The sequence below is a fragment of the Streptomyces sp. NPDC030222 genome, from assembly GCF_055573115.1.
In genome coordinates this window covers 114,146-128,729 of sequence record NZ_JBVICA010000009.1, presented here as the reverse complement: position 1 = coordinate 128,729, position 14,584 = coordinate 114,146, and the positions used below count along the sequence as shown (strand labels likewise).

The following is a 14,584-nucleotide window of genomic DNA, read 5'->3' as shown; positions in this document are numbered from 1 at the left end:
GAAGGTGTCCGGGGCGCAGATAGATGCATAGGGAAGGGATCTCGGGGTGAGCGAAGCCACGCAAGGTGTGCCGATACCGGGAACGCCCGCTCATCCGGGAGCACCTGTGCCCCCGGATGAGCCCGAGCAGGCCCCCACGGACCCCACGACGGAACATGACGACGAGGTCCGCGCAGGCGACCACCGCCGCCCGGCCGACGCCCGCAAAGCCGACGCCGCCACGGCCGACCGCCACGCACGCGACCGGCGCGTACCCGACCACCACGCAGCCGGGTCCCCGACCCCCCGGGACGCGGACCGCCGGGGCCCGGTCGTCGCCGCGCTCATGCTCGCGATGGCCCTCGCCGCCCTCGACGGCACGGTCGTCGCCACCGCCGTCCCCCAGATCGTCGGGGACCTCGGCGGTTTCTCCGTGTTCTCGTGGCTCTTCTCCGGCTATCTGCTGGCCGTCACCGTCACCCTTCCGGTCTACGGCCGGCTCTCCGACACGTTCGGCCGCAAACCCGTCCTCATCACCGGGATCGGTCTCTTCCTCCTGGGCTCCCTGCTCTGCGCCTCCGCATGGGACATGGCCGCGCTCATCGCGTTCCGCATCGTGCAGGGGCTCGGCGGCGGCGCCGTCCAGGGCACCGTCCAGACCGTCGCGGCCGATCTGTACCCGCTCAGCGAACGCCCTCGTATCCAGGCGAGACTTTCCACCGTCTGGGCCGTCTCCGCGGTCGCCGGACCAGCCCTCGGAGGACTCCTCGCCGCCTACGCCGACTGGCGCTGGATCTTCCTCGTCAACCTGCCGGTCGGTGCCGTCGCCCTCTGGCTGATCACCCGCCACCTCACCGAACCCGCCTGCACGATTCCCCTCACGCGCCCCCGTGTCGACTGGGCCGGAGCACTGCTCGTCTTCGCCACCGGGGCGCTGCTGCTCACCGCACTGGTGCAGGGCGGCGTCGCCTGGCCCTGGCTCTCCGCGCCCTCGCTCGGCCTGCTCGCCGCGAGCGCCGTGCTCGGCGCGCTCACCGTGATCGTCGAACGGCGCGCCGCCGACCCCGTCATACCCGGCTGGGTGTGGCGCCGCCGCACGATCGCCGCGGTCAACCTCGCGCTCGGCGCGCTCGGGCTCCTCATGGTGGCGCCCACCGTGTTCCTGCCCACGTACGCCCAGACCGTCCTCGGACTGGGGCCCGTCGCCGCCGGGTTCGTACTGTCCGTGATGACCCTGAGCTGGCCCGTCAGCGCCGCCCTGTCCGACCGCGTCTACACCCGGATCGGCTTCCGGCTGACCGCGATGATCGGCATCACCGCGGCGGGGCTCGTCCTCCTCGCCTTCCCCCTGCTGCCCTTCCCGGGAGCCGCCTGGCAGCCGGCGTTGCTGATGCTGCTGCTCGGTGCGGCGCTCGGCCTCTTCCAGCTGCCCCTCATCGTCGGTGTCCAGTCGACCGTCGAATGGGGGGAGCGGGGCACCACCACCGCGTCGGTGCTCTTCTGCCGACAGGTCGGACAGAGCGTGGGCGCGGCGCTGTTCGGGGCCGTGGCCAACGCGGTGCTCACCTCACGGCTCGGGACCGCGGCGGACCTCGACACCGTGGCCCGCGCCGCCGGCAGCGGGTCCGGGGGCGGGTCGGGCGGCGACCATCTGCGCCGTGCCGTCGCCGCCGCCGTCGACTCGGTCCACCTCGGGGCGGCCGCCGCGGCGGGGATCGCGCTCCTCGTGCTCGTCCTCCTCGCGCCCCGGCGCTTCCCCGTACTGCCGGAATAGCCCAGGACCGCTCACCGTGCGACCCCGGCCTTCCGCCGTCCGACCCGGGCGCTGGACTCCTCTGCTAGCCGGGCGCGTTCGTGGACGGGGAGACCTCGCACTCGTCCTCGGCCGGCAGGCGGCCCGTGAGAGCGAGCAGGCTGTCGCAGACGTGTGCCATGTGCTCCTGCACGGCCTCCCGCGCCCGGGCGTGCTCCCGCAGCACGCGGTCGGTCTCCCGTGCGACGCGTTCGGCGGCCACCACTGCCCGCGCGATGAGTTCCGCACCGTGGGCCTCGGCCCCCTCCTGGCCGCGCCGCGTGTACTCCTCGGCCTCGGCGACCGCCCGTTCGGCCTCGGTGTAGCGGGCCATCGCGGCTGCCTCCCGCGCCGCGAACGCCTCGTCCGCCTCCGCCTCCCGTTCGGCGAACTCCTGGTCGAGCACGTCCACTTGGACGGCGTGTTCCGCTTCCAGCCCCGTGAGCGCGCCCTCCCCCCGCTTCCGGGTCTCGCGCAGCGCGGCGATCGCCTCGCCGCGCAGTTCCCGGGCCTCGGAGCGGGCCGGGCGGCGCAGTTCGTCGGCCTCGCTCCGCGCGGCACCGAGCACGTGCCGGACGCGGGCGTCGGCCTCCGCCCGTACGGTGTCGGCGTGTTCCCGCGCCGCTTCCCGCGCCTGGCGGGCGGCCGCGTCCGACGCGTCGAGGAGCGCACGCGCGTCGAGCAGGGCCGCGGTCCGTACCGCCCCCGCCTCCTCCAGGGCCAGGGCGAACAGATCGCGCGCCCGGTCGCCCAGCGATTCATAGGTCTGCGGGGGGAGCGCGGCGACCTGCTCGCGCAGCACCCCCAGCTCGGCGTCCATCTCCTTGGCGAGGACGGTGAGACGGGCGGCGCGTTCCCACGCCGCGTCGCGTTCGTCGGACAGGACTGCGATACGGCGATCGACCTGTTCCGGCCGGTAGCCGCGGCCTCGCACGAAGGCAAGGCCATGCCGTGACACCGGTGCACTCATGGGCACATCTTGATGGATGTCGGCGAATTGCCCATAACGAGACACTCCGCCCATCAGTAACGCAGACTAATGGGCCGAACGGTTGACGTGCTCTCTGGCCTGGAGTCCAGGGATTCCGGCCCGGGGCGTCTGAACTTCGAAAGGGGCGCCCGCCGTGCCTCGCACGACGGGCGCCCCCGGTCACACTCGCCGGCCCCCGCGGGTCAGAGCAGGCCGTCCCACATCTGCTCCAGCAGCACCGACCACCAGCTCTCCGGCGACGCCAGGGCCACCGGGTCCAGGGAGGCCAACTGCGCCTGGAAATCGACGGTCCAGCGGCCCGCCTGCTCGGGGTTCAGCCCGAACCGCAGCCGCCACATCCGCCCGAGCAGGGCCAGGCAGCGCATGAACTGCGGGAGCGACGTGTTCACGAACTGCGGCGGCACGGGCTGACCGCCCGGCCCGGCCTCCACCGGCACGGCCACGATGTTCGCCGTTCCGTACTGGACGCAGATCGCCTTTCCGAAGTCACTGCCCATGACCAGGTACGACGCGGCGTCCGACGCGGGCTGGAGCCCACGCTGCGCGGCCAGTTCGGCGAGCGTCGGCACGGGCTGCCCCGGCACGGCCTGCGCCCAGAAGAAGGGCCCGAAGTCCACCGGCAGGCCCGCCCACACGAGCGTCGTCGCGACGATGTCCGGCACACCCTGCCGGGACACCGCCCGCTGGTCGAACCGGAACACACCCTGGGGGCCGAACGCGCCCACCAGTTCGTTCCCGATCGCCTCCGGCGGAATCGCCGGCGCGGCCTGCGGCTGCGGCGGCAGCGGGGCCCGTACCGGTGCCGGACGCGCCGGCCCGTCCGCGACCTGGTGCAACTCGCCCTGGTGCGTGAGCAGATGCTGCACGCCCTGACGGCGGCCGGCGTGGTCCGTCCCGTAGGGGGCGACGCTGGTGATCCGCACCTGCGGCCAGGTCTCCCGGATCATCCGGGCGCAGTAGCCGCCCGGCAGCTCGCAGGAGGCCAGCTCGGTGTGCAGTTCCAGCACCTGGTGCGGCGGCACGTTCATCGCGCGCAGCTCGTGCAGCATCTGCCACTCGGGGTGCGGGGTGCCCGGCGCGGAACGGCGGATCAGCTGCTGCTCGGTGCCGTCGGCCGCCCGGTAGCGCAGCACGGCCTGGTAGCCGGGTCCGACGGTCGGCACCCCTGCCTGCTGCTGCGGATAGCCGTACGCGGGGGCCTGCGGCGGCATCTGCCCGTGCCCCGGCGCCCCATGGCCGGGGGCCCCGGGCACGCCCTGCGGCGGGCCGGGCGGCTGTGGGGCGGCCGGTCCCGCGACGCGGGGGTTCGGTCCGGCCAGCATCGTCTCCGCCTGGTGGACACCGCCGGGCGGGGTCCCGGGCACGCCGGGAGGCCCGGGCGGTGCGGGCGGCTGGGCACCGCCCAGCGAACCACCCACCGGGCCACCCAGCTGCGCGGGCGACGCCAACACCGTCGCCTCATGGTGCACACCACCCGCAGGCGTACCCGGAACACCCGGAGGACCGGGCGGCGCCGGAGGCTGCCCACCACCCAGCGAACCACCCACCGGCCCGCCCAACTGCGCGGGCGACGCCAACACCGTCGCCTCATGGTGCACACCACCCACAGGCGTACCCGGAACACCCGGAGGACCGGGCGGCGCCGGAGGCTGCCCACCACCCAGCGAACCACCCACCGGCCCGCCCAACTGCGCGGGCGAGGCCAACACCGTCGCCTCATGGTGCACACCACCCACAGGCGTACCCGGAACACCCGGAGGACCGGGCGGAGGGGGCGTCGCGCCGGAGCGGGCGCCGGGAACACCCGGGACACCCGGGACACCCGGAGGCGAGGGCGGCGGCGGGGTGGTCTGGCCCGGAACACGCCCGCCGCGCGGCGGCGGTGCCGCCTTGCCGGTGGCCGCGTCGGCGATGTCGGACGCGTCCGGCCCGACTACGGGGGCGATCGTGGTCTTCGGAAGCCGGCTGCCGCCGGAGATCAGCGCGGTCTTCGCCTCCGGGTCGACGCCCGGGGCGGACGGGCCGTCGTCCGAACCGGACAGCGGCGGCGCGAAGACGGTCTCGGGCAGCGGCACGGACGCATCGCCCGGACCGTTGCCGACATCAGTGCCGGCCCAGGGCGTGTCCCCGGTCGCCGCGGGATCCGCGGCGGGCGGCGCCGGCCACGAGACACCGGACCCACCCGGCCCGGGCGCAGGCGCAGGCGCAGGCGCAGGCGCAGGCGCAGGCGCAGGCGCAGGCGCAGGCGCAGGCGGCGGAGTCTGGGCGGCTTGCGCCGACGCGGGGCCGGCGGGCGCCACCATGTCGGCCACGGCCGGTGCGGCGGCATCCGGTGCGGCAGCGGCCGCGGGCACGCGCTCGCCCGGCACGACCCCCGCACCCGCGTCCGCGCCCGAACCGACGCCCGCACCCGAACCCGATCCGGCGCCCGTGTCCGAACCCGAACCGGCGCCCGTGTCCGACGACGGCCGACCGCCCGGCACGCCCGCCCGGTCCGCGGCCTCCTGCAGCCACTCCGGCGGAGTCAGCAGGAACGACGTCTGGTTCAGATCGATGCGCTGCGGTGCCTGCGGCGGCGTGGAGTCCGGCGCCGCCACGGCTCCGTACTCCTCCTCGTACCGGCGGATCACCTCGCCCACCGGCAGGCCCGGCCACAGCGTCGCCTCACCGCTGTCGCGGGCGATGACCAGCCGCTGTCGGCCGCCACCGGACTTCGGACCCTCCTGGCGGTCCTCCGCCCAGGCCACGAAGCCGAGTTCGAACTCCCGCACCTTCACCTCGCGGTGCTGGTACGCGGGCACGTCGCCGTTGATCCACTCTTCCGCGCGCTCCTGCGCCTGCGCGAAGGTCACCATCGCGCTCACCCCTCCACCGGGACGGCACGCGCGAAGCCGCCGTCCACCATCAGGTTCGCCACGGTCTCCAGCTCCGGCGGATTCCCGGCCAGGCGCTGGAGGAAGGCGTCGAAGTCGCCGCCGCACGGCAGCAACAGCCGTTCCACCCGGTCCTGCACGGTCCACCCGTCCTGGTCACGGCCGTCGTCGTACGCGCAGAACCACACCGAACCGGCGCCGGAACCACGGACCTTCACCGCGATCAGGCCGCCCTGCACGAAACCGACGCCCAGGTAGTCCTTGGTGACGTGGTCGCGCAGACACTTGTTGGCGTACACGAGGTCGTTGAGCGCCGCCTGGTCCCGCACCGTGAAGAACGGCTGGTCGACCAGCAGCCCCAACTCGGCGTCCAGCGCGGCTCCCACGGGGGCGCAGCCCCCGGCGGCCTTGAGGAAGTCCCGGTACGCGCCCGGAAGCCGGTAGCCGAGGTCCTCTTCGACTCCCTGGACCTGCGACTCGGTCACCGCCACCGCGCCCTTGGGCACGGCGAAGTGCACCGGCCGGGTCTCCTGCAGCGGACGCGTACCCCGCTTGCCCTGGTCGGCGACGGACGTGGCGAGCCCACCGTGATGCCGCAGCAGCGCCTTCACCTCGACCGGGACCAGTTCCATACGGCGGGAACCCGCGACGTGGTGCCACGTCCAGCCGTGCGGGGTCGCCACCGGGGGGAGCGTGTCCCACAGGTCGTGGCCGGAGGCGTGCATCGCCGCGTTCGCCGACACGTAGTCCGTCAGCCGCAACTCGTCCACGCCGAAACCCTCCGGGGGTTCGGCGATCTCCACGGCGGCACGCGCGTACGGCGAGAAGTCCGGATGGCCGTTCGCGTCCATCCGCACACCTCTGGGGTGCCGGGAAGCCCGAACCGGATCCGGGAAGTTCACGATCTGTCCGGCGTAGGCCGCGTTCGGTGGCGCGGCGTTCCCCCGGCCCTGAGGGCCGGGAGGCGCCCCCAGCCCGAGCGGACCTGTCGTCATGGCGGTTGCCCCCTGCTGCTGCTGGCTCGTGCGACACAGCCTATGCGGTGGGACAGCACCCGTAACCCGGCCCCACGTGCGGTGACGCACTGTCACGGCGGTGTGACCGGTTGGCCACGCGTTCGCAACACGAATACGGATAAAAGCAGGCCAGCTTCCGTACCGCCGGTCACCTTTGGCAGGCTGTCTCCGCAACTCGGGGGATTGCACGGGAGGGACGAGCGGCAGCATGCAGACTGTACAAAGCGGAACAACAGCAGATCCACGCGTCAACTGGGACAGCAGCCGCCCCGCCTCACCGTGGCCCGACCGGGCCGGTGTGCCCCATCCCACACTGCGCCACCGCCGGGACGGCATCCTGCCCACCGTCGCCGCCGCGCTCTCCGTACGCGGCACGACCACGCTCACCTGCACCGCCGCCAAGGGCGACCAGCCACCCGTACTCCACCCGCTGGTCCAGGACTTCCTCGACACACTCACCAGTGGCCAGCGAGAACGTTTCACCGGACGGTGTCCCGAGGCGATCCTGCTCTCCCAGCACATCACCGCCGTCGACTCCGGACGGTCCAGACGCGCCCAGCGCAAACCGCTCAGCCACAGCGAGGCGCGACGCTCCCTGAAACACGCCAAGCTCACCGCCCGCCGGATCCGGGAGGACGGCGACCCCCTGCACGGGAGCTATGCGCCGCCCTGCCGCTCCTGCGACGCGCTACTCGCCCACTTCGGCGTACACCCCGTCGACACCGCCACCGCCGCAAAGGACTGAGCCGCCCCTCATGCCGGACACCAGCACCACCCGCTTCCCCGTACCCGTCGACGCCGCGCTGCGCGCCGCCGGCTGGCAGCCGGGCCGCTGGGACATCAAGCAAGCCGAACACTGGGCGGACGTCCTGCGCTCCCACGTCTCACCCGCAGGCCACCGCCACACCGTGTTCCCCGCGGCCGTCGAGGCGTGGGCCGAATTCGGCGGCCTTCGCGTCTCCGGCCAGGGCCCCGGCCGCCAGACCGCCGTCGCCCCCGTCCGCATCGACCCCCTGGCGGGCCTCCACCTCGCCCGTACCCTCTCCGACCTCGGCCGCGCACTCGACACCCAGGTCGCACCACTCGGCGAGGAAGGCGACGGGCACTCGGTCCTGGCCATCGACACCGAGGGACGTGTCTACGGGATCGACCACACCGGAGACTGGTACCTCGGCCCGGACATCGACCAGGCCCTCGCCACGCTCATCACCGGGATCCACCCCGTCCGCCTCACCTCCGGCTGACGGCCAGGGACGGCCTGCCGATTCGGGTCCGGCCGGTTCAGGTCCGGCCGGTTCAGGTCCAGCCGGTTCGAGTTCGGCCGGTTCAGGTCCGGCCGGTTCAGGTCCAGCCGGTTCGGGAGGGACCCCGCCAGTCCCGGAAGGACCCCACCGGTCCCTGGAGGGACCCCGCCGGTCCGGGAAGGATCACTCCGCCCGGGGCGCTCACGCCGCCGGCAGCACCGCAGAGACGCGGAAGCCGCCCGAATCCGTCGGCCCCGACACGAAGACCCCTCCGAGCGCGGTGACCCGTTCGCGCATCCCCACCAGGCCGTTGCCACCGCTCGGCAGACCCGCGTCCGACGCGGCGGCGTCCGACGGGCCGTTCTCCACCTGCATCGCCACCTCGGCATCGCGGTGCGCGAGCCGCACCCAGGTCCTCGCCCCCGCCGCATGCTTGTGCACGTTCGTCAGCGCCTCCTGGACCACCCGGTACGCCGTCTGCTCGACCAGCGGCGCGTACGCCCGGGCGTCCCCCTGCACCACCAGCTCGACGGTCATCCCCGCGTCACGGGACTCGCCGACCAGCACCTCGATGTCCGCGACTCCGGGCCCCCGGCCCTCGGCCGCCGCAGCGGCCGCAGCGGCCGCGGCCTCCCCCACCGCCGCCAGCGGCACCGGCACCGGAGCCGGCGGCTCGCCGCCGCTGCGCAGCACGCCCAGCATCTGCCGCAGCTCGGTCAGCGCCTGCCGGCCCAGGTCCCCCACCAACGCCGCGTTCTTCACCGCCTTCTGCGGGTCCTTCAACGCCACCGCCTGCAACGCCGCCGCATGCACCACCATCAGGCTCACCCGGTGTGCCACCACATCGTGCATCTCACGGGCGATCCGGGTCCGTTCCTCCGTACGCGCCCACTCCGCGCGCTCCTCCGCTCGATCGGCCAGCAGCGACAACTCGCGCTCCAGCGAGTCCGCGCGCTCCCGCAGGCTCTCCATCAGCCGCCGCCGCGCCCCCGTGTACAGCCCCAGCAGCAGCGGCGGGCCGGTCAACCCCAGCGACATGAAGAGGGACGCCAGGGGAACGAACCAGCCGCTCGGACCGAAGTCCCCGCTCCCGTCCACGCTCTGCCGCAGCCGGACGAACGTCACGACGAACGTCCCCAGGAAGTTCATTCCGGCCAGGGCGACGATCATCCGGCGGGGCACCTCGGACGCAGCCAGCGTGTAGAGGGACACGATCCCCAGCAGGAAGCCCATCTCGGCCGGAATGATCGCGATCGCGACCAGCACCACCGCCACCGGCCACCGGCGCCGCAGCACCAGTGTCGATCCGACCAGCAGCCCGAACACCACGCCCACCGGCACCGGCAACCCGGTCTCGCCCGCGAACGCGACGCCCTCCGCCGCACACTCCAGCGCCGACGCCAGCCCCAGGCCGATGTCCAGCGCGGCACTGCGCCTTCTCTCCCACCACCACCAGCCGCGGGCGGTCGAACCCACGGCTTCCCGGTACGCCCCCGTTGCGGTCATGCGTCCAGCGTACGGGCGGGCGCGAGTCGTTTTCCGGCGACTGCGTCGGCACGGAACGTCACGGTTTGCGACCGGAACGCCGCCTCCGGCCCCGGGGGAACAGCACCGCGTGGCGGCGCCAACTCGTCTTGGCGGATCGAGGAATGGTGAAGGGGAATCGTGGCCGTCACGAGGGCCGCCCTCGGGTAAGGTCTGAGGCACTGTCCCCCGTGGTGTAACCCGGCAGCACACCAGATTTTGGTTCTGGCAGGACAAGGTTCGAATCCTTGCGGGGGAGCAGGGAGCGGCGACGCCTCGGTGCGGGTCCCGGCCACCACGGCCGGGACCCGCACTCGTTTCTCACGGGAAACCCCCCGGTATCCTGCGAATGTCCATCCCCGCATCCCAGAAGCCGAAGGGCATTCCCGTGAGCGCCAACCGCCCGGCAGCCGTCGTCGTCCTCGCAGCGGGTGAGGGCACCCGCATGAAGTCGGCCACTCCCAAGGTCCTGCACCAGATCTGCGGGCGCTCGCTCGTCGGACACGTCGTCGCAGCGGCCCGCGAACTGGAGCCCGAGCACCTCGTCGTGGTCGTCGGCCACGAGCGCGAGAAGGTCGCCGCGCACCTGCACGAGATCGACCCCGGTGTGCGCACCGCCGTGCAGTACGAGCAGAACGGCACCGGGCACGCCGTGCGCATGGCGCTGGAGGAACTCGGGGGCACGGTCGACGGCACGGTGGTCGTGGTGTGCGGTGACACGCCGCTGCTGACCGGGGAGACGCTGGCCGCGCTCGCGGACACGCACTCCGCGGACGGCAACGCGGTGACCGTGCTGACCGCGGAGGTCCCGGACTCGACGGGGTACGGGCGGATCGTGCGGGACGCGGCCACGGGAGCCGTGACGGCGATCGTGGAGCACAAGGACGCGACGGACGGGCAGCGGGCGATCCGGGAGATCAACTCCGGTGTGTTCGCGTTCGACGGCCGGCTGCTGGCGGACGCGCTGGGCAAGGTGCGGACGGACAACAGCCAGGGCGAGGAGTACCTGACCGACGTCCTCGGGATCCTGCGCGAGGCGGGGCACCGGGTGGGTGCGTCGGTGGCGGGTGACCACCGGGAGATCCTGGGCATCAACAACCGCGTGCAGCTGGCGGAGGCGCGCGGGCTGCTGAACGCGCGACTGCTGGAGCGGGCCATGATGGCCGGCGTGACGGTGGTGGACCCGGCGTCGGTGTTCGTGGACGTGACGGTGACGTTCGAGCGCGACGCGATCGTGTACCCCGGGACGCAGCTGCTGGGTGCGACGCATCTGGCGGAGGGCGCCGAGGTGGGTCCGAACACCCGGCTGACGGACACGACGGTCGGCGCGGGCGCCCGGGTCGACAACACGGTCGCGGAGCGGGCCGAGGTGGGCCCCGACGCGAACGTCGGCCCCTTCGCGTACCTGCGTCCGGGCACGCGGCTGGGCGCGAGGTCGAAGGCCGGCGCGTACGTGGAGATGAAGAACGCGTCGATCGGCGAGGGCACGAAGGTGCCGCACCTGTCCTACGTGGGCGACGCGACGATCGGTGAGTACACGAACATCGGCGCGGCGTCGGTGTTCGTGAACTACGACGGCGAGAGCAAGCACCACACGACGATCGGCTCCCACTGCCGGACCGGATCGGACAACATGTTTGTTGCTCCTGTCACAGTCGGGGACGGTGCCTACACCGCGGCCGGCTCCGTGATCACGAAGGATGTGCCGCCCGGTTCGCTCGCGGTCGCCCGCGGCCAGCAGCGGAATATCGAGGGTTGGGTGGCCCGCAAGCGTCCGGGCAGCGCGGCCGCGCAGGCGGCTCAGGCGGCGGCCGAGGCCGTCGAGAGCGAAGGCTGACCGGAAAGCGGTACGTCTCCCACGGCGTACCGTGATAGGTGCACACATTCGGCTGGCTCGCCGCACACGGGACGGGCGGATCAGCAGCAGAGAGACACGTCTGAGGAGACAGTGCTGTGACCGGGATCAAGACGACCGGCGAGAAGAAGCTGATGCTCTTCTCCGGCCGCGCCCACCCCGAGCTGGCCGAGGAGGTTGCAACCCAACTGGGGGTCGGCCTCGTTCCGACGAAGGCCTTCGACTTCGCCAACGGTGAGATCTACGTCCGCTTCCAGGAGTCCGCGCGCGGCGCGGACTGCTTCCTGATCCAGAGCCACACGGCTCCCATCAACAAGTGGATCATGGAGCAGCTGATCATGATCGATGCTCTGAAGCGGGCTTCCGCCCGGAGCATCACCGTGATCGTGCCCTTCTACGGCTACGCCCGTCAGGACAAGAAGCACCGCGGTCGCGAGCCGATCTCGGCCCGTCTGGTCGCCGACCTGATGAAGACCGCGGGTGCCGACCGGATCCTGACGGTGGACCTGCACACCGACCAGATCCAGGGCTTCTTCGACGGCCCGGTGGACCACCTGTTCGCGCTGCCGCTGCTCGCGGACTACGTCGCCACCAAGGTCGACCGGACGAAGCTGACAGTCGTCTCCCCGGACGCCGGCCGGGTGCGGGTCGCGGACCGCTGGTGCGACCGCCTGGACGCGCCGCTGGCCATCGTGCACAAGCGCCGCGACAAGGACGTGGCCAACCAGGTGACGGTGCACGAGGTCGTCGGCAACGTCGAGGGCCGGGTGTGCGTGCTGGTGGACGACATGATCGACACCGGTGGCACGATCTGCGCCGCGGCGGAGGCGCTGTTCGCGCACGGCGCGGAGGACGTGATCGTGACGGCGACGCACGGCGTGCTCTCGGGTCCGGCGGCGGACCGCCTGAAGAACTCCAAGGTGAGCGAGTTCGTGTTCACGAACACGCTGCCCGACCCGGGCGACCTGGAGCTCGACAAGATCACCGTGCTGTCGATCGCGCCGACGATCGCCCGTGCGGTGCGCGAGGTCTTCGAGGACGGCTCGGTGACGAGCCTGTTCGAGGAGCAGTAGGCCTCGTGGGGCGGTAGGCCCCAGCAGATCGATTTCCTGGGCGGCCTCCCCGCCGAGTAGACTGTCGAAGTTGCTCGGCGAGGGAGGCCGTACCCGTGTGTACGGCGGTCCGTTATCGACGCGCTCTTCGAAGCAGGCCAGTCGTGGCCGGGTGACCGCCACTGTCTGATCCGACTGCTTCCAGAGGAGTGCACATGTCCGAGGCGAAGATCACCGCCGCCGTCCGCACCGAGTTCGGCAAGGGTGCCGCCCGCCGCGTCCGCCGCGAGGGCAAGGTCCCCGGTGTTCTCTACGGTCACGGCACCGCGCCGGTCCACCTGGACCTCCCGGGCCACGCCCTGTTCATGGCCCTGAAGACCCCGAACGTCCTGCTCTCCCTGGACTTCGACGGCCGGACCGAGCTGGCGATCCCGAAGGCCGTGCAGCGCAACCCGCTGAAGGGCTTCCTGGAGCACGTCGACCTGCTGCTGGTCAAGCGCGGCGAGAAGGTCACCGTCGAGGTCCCGGTCCACGCCGAGGGTGAGCTGGCCCCGGGCGGCAACCTGCTCGAGCACGTGCTGAACGCCCTGCCGGTCGAGGCCGAGGCCACGCACATCCCCGAGGCGTTCACCGTCTCCGTCGAGGGCCTGGAGGCCGGTGCCTCCGTCCTCGCCAAGGACGTGCCGCTGCCCAAGGGCGTCTCCCTGGCCGTCGACGAGGACGCCGTCGTCCTCCAGGTCCTGGCCGCGCAGGCCGAGGAGCCGGCCGCCGAGGAAGAGGCCGCCGAGGGCGAGGGTGCCGAGGCCTGAGCCTCGGCTTCTGCCTGACGGGGCGGTGGGTGACGGCCCGCCGCCCCGTTCTTTTCGTTCTTCCGCCGTTCGAGGACATGAGGGGACACTGCGCGTATGACGACCGACGTCACCGCACCCTGGCTGATCGTGGGGCTGGGCAATCCCGGGCCGGAGTACGCGGCGAACCGGCACAACGTGGGCTTCATGGTCGTGGATCTGCTCGCGGACCGGATCGGCGGCAGGTTCAAGCGCGCCCAGAAGGCGCAGGCACAGGTCGTGGAGGGCCGGATCGGCCCGCCCGGACCGGCGAACCGCCGGGTGATCCTGGTGAAACCGATGTCGTACATGAATCTGTCCGGCGGCCCGGTGACGGCGCTGCGGGACTTCTACAAGGTGCCGACGGCGAACGTCGTGGCGATCCACGACGAGCTGGACATCGACTACGGCACGCTGCGGGTGAAGCTCGGCGGCGGTGACAACGGTCACAACGGCCTGAAGTCGATCACGAAGTCACTGGGGCCGGACTACCACCGGGTGCGGTTCGGCATCGGCCGTCCGCCGGGCCGGATGCAGGTCGCGGACTTCGTACTGAAGGACTTCTCCTCCGGAGAGCGGAAGGAACTGGACTACTTCGTGGACCGGACCGCCGATTCGGTGGAGTGTCTGGTGACGGAAGGTCTGGAGCGGGCGCAGTCCGCCTACAACTCCTGACGGGCCGGCCGGCTCCTCGCGGGGCCGGCATCGGGGCCCGCAGCGGGTGCCGGGAGCGGCCGGAGGTTGACCGCGCCCGGTCCCATGGCCAAGGATCGCGGCCCATGAGGTTCCTGCTCTTCGGTCGCAGGGCGGCCATGGCCTGCCTCGTCGCACTGCTCGTCGTCGCCGGTGTCTGGTCCGCCTGGAGCGATGCCCAGCACATCATCCTGGCCAAGGGCCGGGAGCACGGCACGATGAAGGTCGCGGCCTGCGGCGAGAACATCTGTTCCGGTCCGTACGTCCCCGACTCGATGTCGGTCGCGCGCGAGCGTGTGACGATCGAGAACTCCGTGGCGGTGCGCAGAGGCGCCGCGTTGCCGGTGGTGGTGAAGCCGGGCACGGACGAGGTGGTGCGGACCGGTGCGGCGGGACTGCTCCACTCCCTGCTGCCGTTCGGGGGCTCGTTGCTGCTGGCCGCCGTGGTGCTCGGCGGCGGACTGGGGCTGGCCCGGACGGCGTGGGGCACGGCCTGCGCGGGAGCGGCCGTACTGGTGGCGTCGTTCTTCGCGCTGCCCTGAGGCGTCCCGAGGAGCGCGGGCCTTCCCGAGGAACACAGGTCTCCGCGAGGAAGCGCAGGCCCTCCGAGCAACCGCACGGCCCGGACGGCCCGCACCGGACGGCCGGGGCCGACAGCCCGCCCGGACAGCACAACGCCGAGGAAACACACGGCAAAGTGACCTGATCGTTATGCGGGACCTATGGGGCCAGGTACGT

Annotated in this window: 12 protein-coding genes and 1 tRNA gene; 9 read left to right on the top strand and 4 right to left on the bottom strand. The window is 72.4% G+C overall.

The annotated features are described in order from the left end of the window. The first annotated feature begins 106 nt into the window (after nucleotides 1–106). Nucleotides 107–1,753: an MFS transporter gene (locus ACZ4Z5_RS15740; RefSeq protein WP_468262347.1), complete on the top strand. Its 1,647-nt coding sequence runs from the start codon at nucleotides 107–109 to the stop codon at nucleotides 1,751–1,753. A 64-nt stretch (nucleotides 1,754–1,817) separates the two neighbouring features. Here the strand turns inward: ACZ4Z5_RS15740 and ACZ4Z5_RS15735 are convergent, their stop codons facing one another. The 3 genes from ACZ4Z5_RS15735 to ACZ4Z5_RS15725 form a co-directional block, all read right to left on the bottom strand. After that, nucleotides 1,818–2,741 carry a cellulose-binding protein gene (locus ACZ4Z5_RS15735; protein WP_468262344.1) on the bottom strand — a complete coding sequence of 308 codons (924 nt, stop codon included), beginning with the start codon at nucleotides 2,739–2,741 and terminating at the stop codon, nucleotides 1,818–1,820. Between the two features lie 203 nt (nucleotides 2,742–2,944). After that, nucleotides 2,945–5,617: an SUKH-4 family immunity protein gene (locus tag ACZ4Z5_RS15730; protein WP_468262633.1), complete on the bottom strand. Its 2,673-nt coding sequence runs from the start codon at nucleotides 5,615–5,617 to the stop codon at nucleotides 2,945–2,947. Between the two features lie 5 nt (nucleotides 5,618–5,622). Continuing rightward, nucleotides 5,623–6,630: an SMI1/KNR4 family protein gene (locus ACZ4Z5_RS15725; RefSeq protein WP_468262342.1), complete on the bottom strand. Its 1,008-nt coding sequence runs from the start codon at nucleotides 6,628–6,630 to the stop codon at nucleotides 5,623–5,625. Between the two features lie 229 nt (nucleotides 6,631–6,859). Between ACZ4Z5_RS15725 and ACZ4Z5_RS15720 the strand changes: the two genes are divergently transcribed. Together ACZ4Z5_RS15720 and ACZ4Z5_RS15715 are read left to right on the top strand one after the other, a co-directional pair. Further along, nucleotides 6,860–7,396: a YwqJ-related putative deaminase gene (locus ACZ4Z5_RS15720; protein ID WP_468262338.1), complete on the top strand. Its 537-nt coding sequence runs from the start codon at nucleotides 6,860–6,862 to the stop codon at nucleotides 7,394–7,396. A 10-nt stretch (nucleotides 7,397–7,406) separates the two neighbouring features. Next, a complete protein-coding gene (locus ACZ4Z5_RS15715; RefSeq protein ID WP_468262336.1) occupies nucleotides 7,407–7,895 on the top strand; it encodes an SUKH-3 domain-containing protein in 489 nt (162 codons plus the stop codon). A gap of 201 nt (nucleotides 7,896–8,096) precedes the next feature. Here ACZ4Z5_RS15715 and ACZ4Z5_RS15710 read toward each other — a convergent pair whose 3' ends face one another. Beyond that, nucleotides 8,097–9,401 carry a sensor histidine kinase gene (locus ACZ4Z5_RS15710; protein WP_468262333.1) on the bottom strand — a complete coding sequence of 435 codons (1,305 nt, stop codon included), beginning with the start codon at nucleotides 9,399–9,401 and terminating at the stop codon, nucleotides 8,097–8,099. 203 nt (nucleotides 9,402–9,604) lie between these two features. Between ACZ4Z5_RS15710 and ACZ4Z5_RS15705 the strand changes: the two genes are divergently transcribed. From ACZ4Z5_RS15705 to ACZ4Z5_RS15680, 6 genes are all read left to right on the top strand, one after another. Beyond that, nucleotides 9,605–9,678 (top strand) — tRNA-Gln (locus ACZ4Z5_RS15705). Between the two features lie 129 nt (nucleotides 9,679–9,807). Continuing rightward, complete coding sequence (gene glmU / locus ACZ4Z5_RS15700; RefSeq protein ID WP_468262630.1) at nucleotides 9,808–11,256, top strand: bifunctional UDP-N-acetylglucosamine diphosphorylase/glucosamine-1-phosphate N-acetyltransferase GlmU; 1,449 nt, start codon at nucleotides 9,808–9,810, stop codon at nucleotides 11,254–11,256. A gap of 116 nt (nucleotides 11,257–11,372) precedes the next feature. Continuing rightward, nucleotides 11,373–12,347: a ribose-phosphate diphosphokinase gene (locus tag ACZ4Z5_RS15695; protein ID WP_468262330.1), complete on the top strand. Its 975-nt coding sequence runs from the start codon at nucleotides 11,373–11,375 to the stop codon at nucleotides 12,345–12,347. A gap of 194 nt (nucleotides 12,348–12,541) precedes the next feature. Further along, on the top strand, nucleotides 12,542–13,135 hold the full coding sequence (locus tag ACZ4Z5_RS15690; RefSeq protein ID WP_468262326.1) for a 50S ribosomal protein L25/general stress protein Ctc: 594 nt from the start codon (nucleotides 12,542–12,544) through the stop codon (nucleotides 13,133–13,135). Between the two features lie 96 nt (nucleotides 13,136–13,231). Next, a complete protein-coding gene (gene pth, locus ACZ4Z5_RS15685; RefSeq protein ID WP_468262323.1) occupies nucleotides 13,232–13,828 on the top strand; it encodes an aminoacyl-tRNA hydrolase in 597 nt (198 codons plus the stop codon). 104 nt (nucleotides 13,829–13,932) lie between these two features. Next, nucleotides 13,933–14,388 carry a hypothetical protein gene (locus tag ACZ4Z5_RS15680; RefSeq protein ID WP_468262320.1) on the top strand — a complete coding sequence of 152 codons (456 nt, stop codon included), beginning with the start codon at nucleotides 13,933–13,935 and terminating at the stop codon, nucleotides 14,386–14,388. The last annotated feature ends 196 nt before the right edge of the window (nucleotides 14,389–14,584 follow it).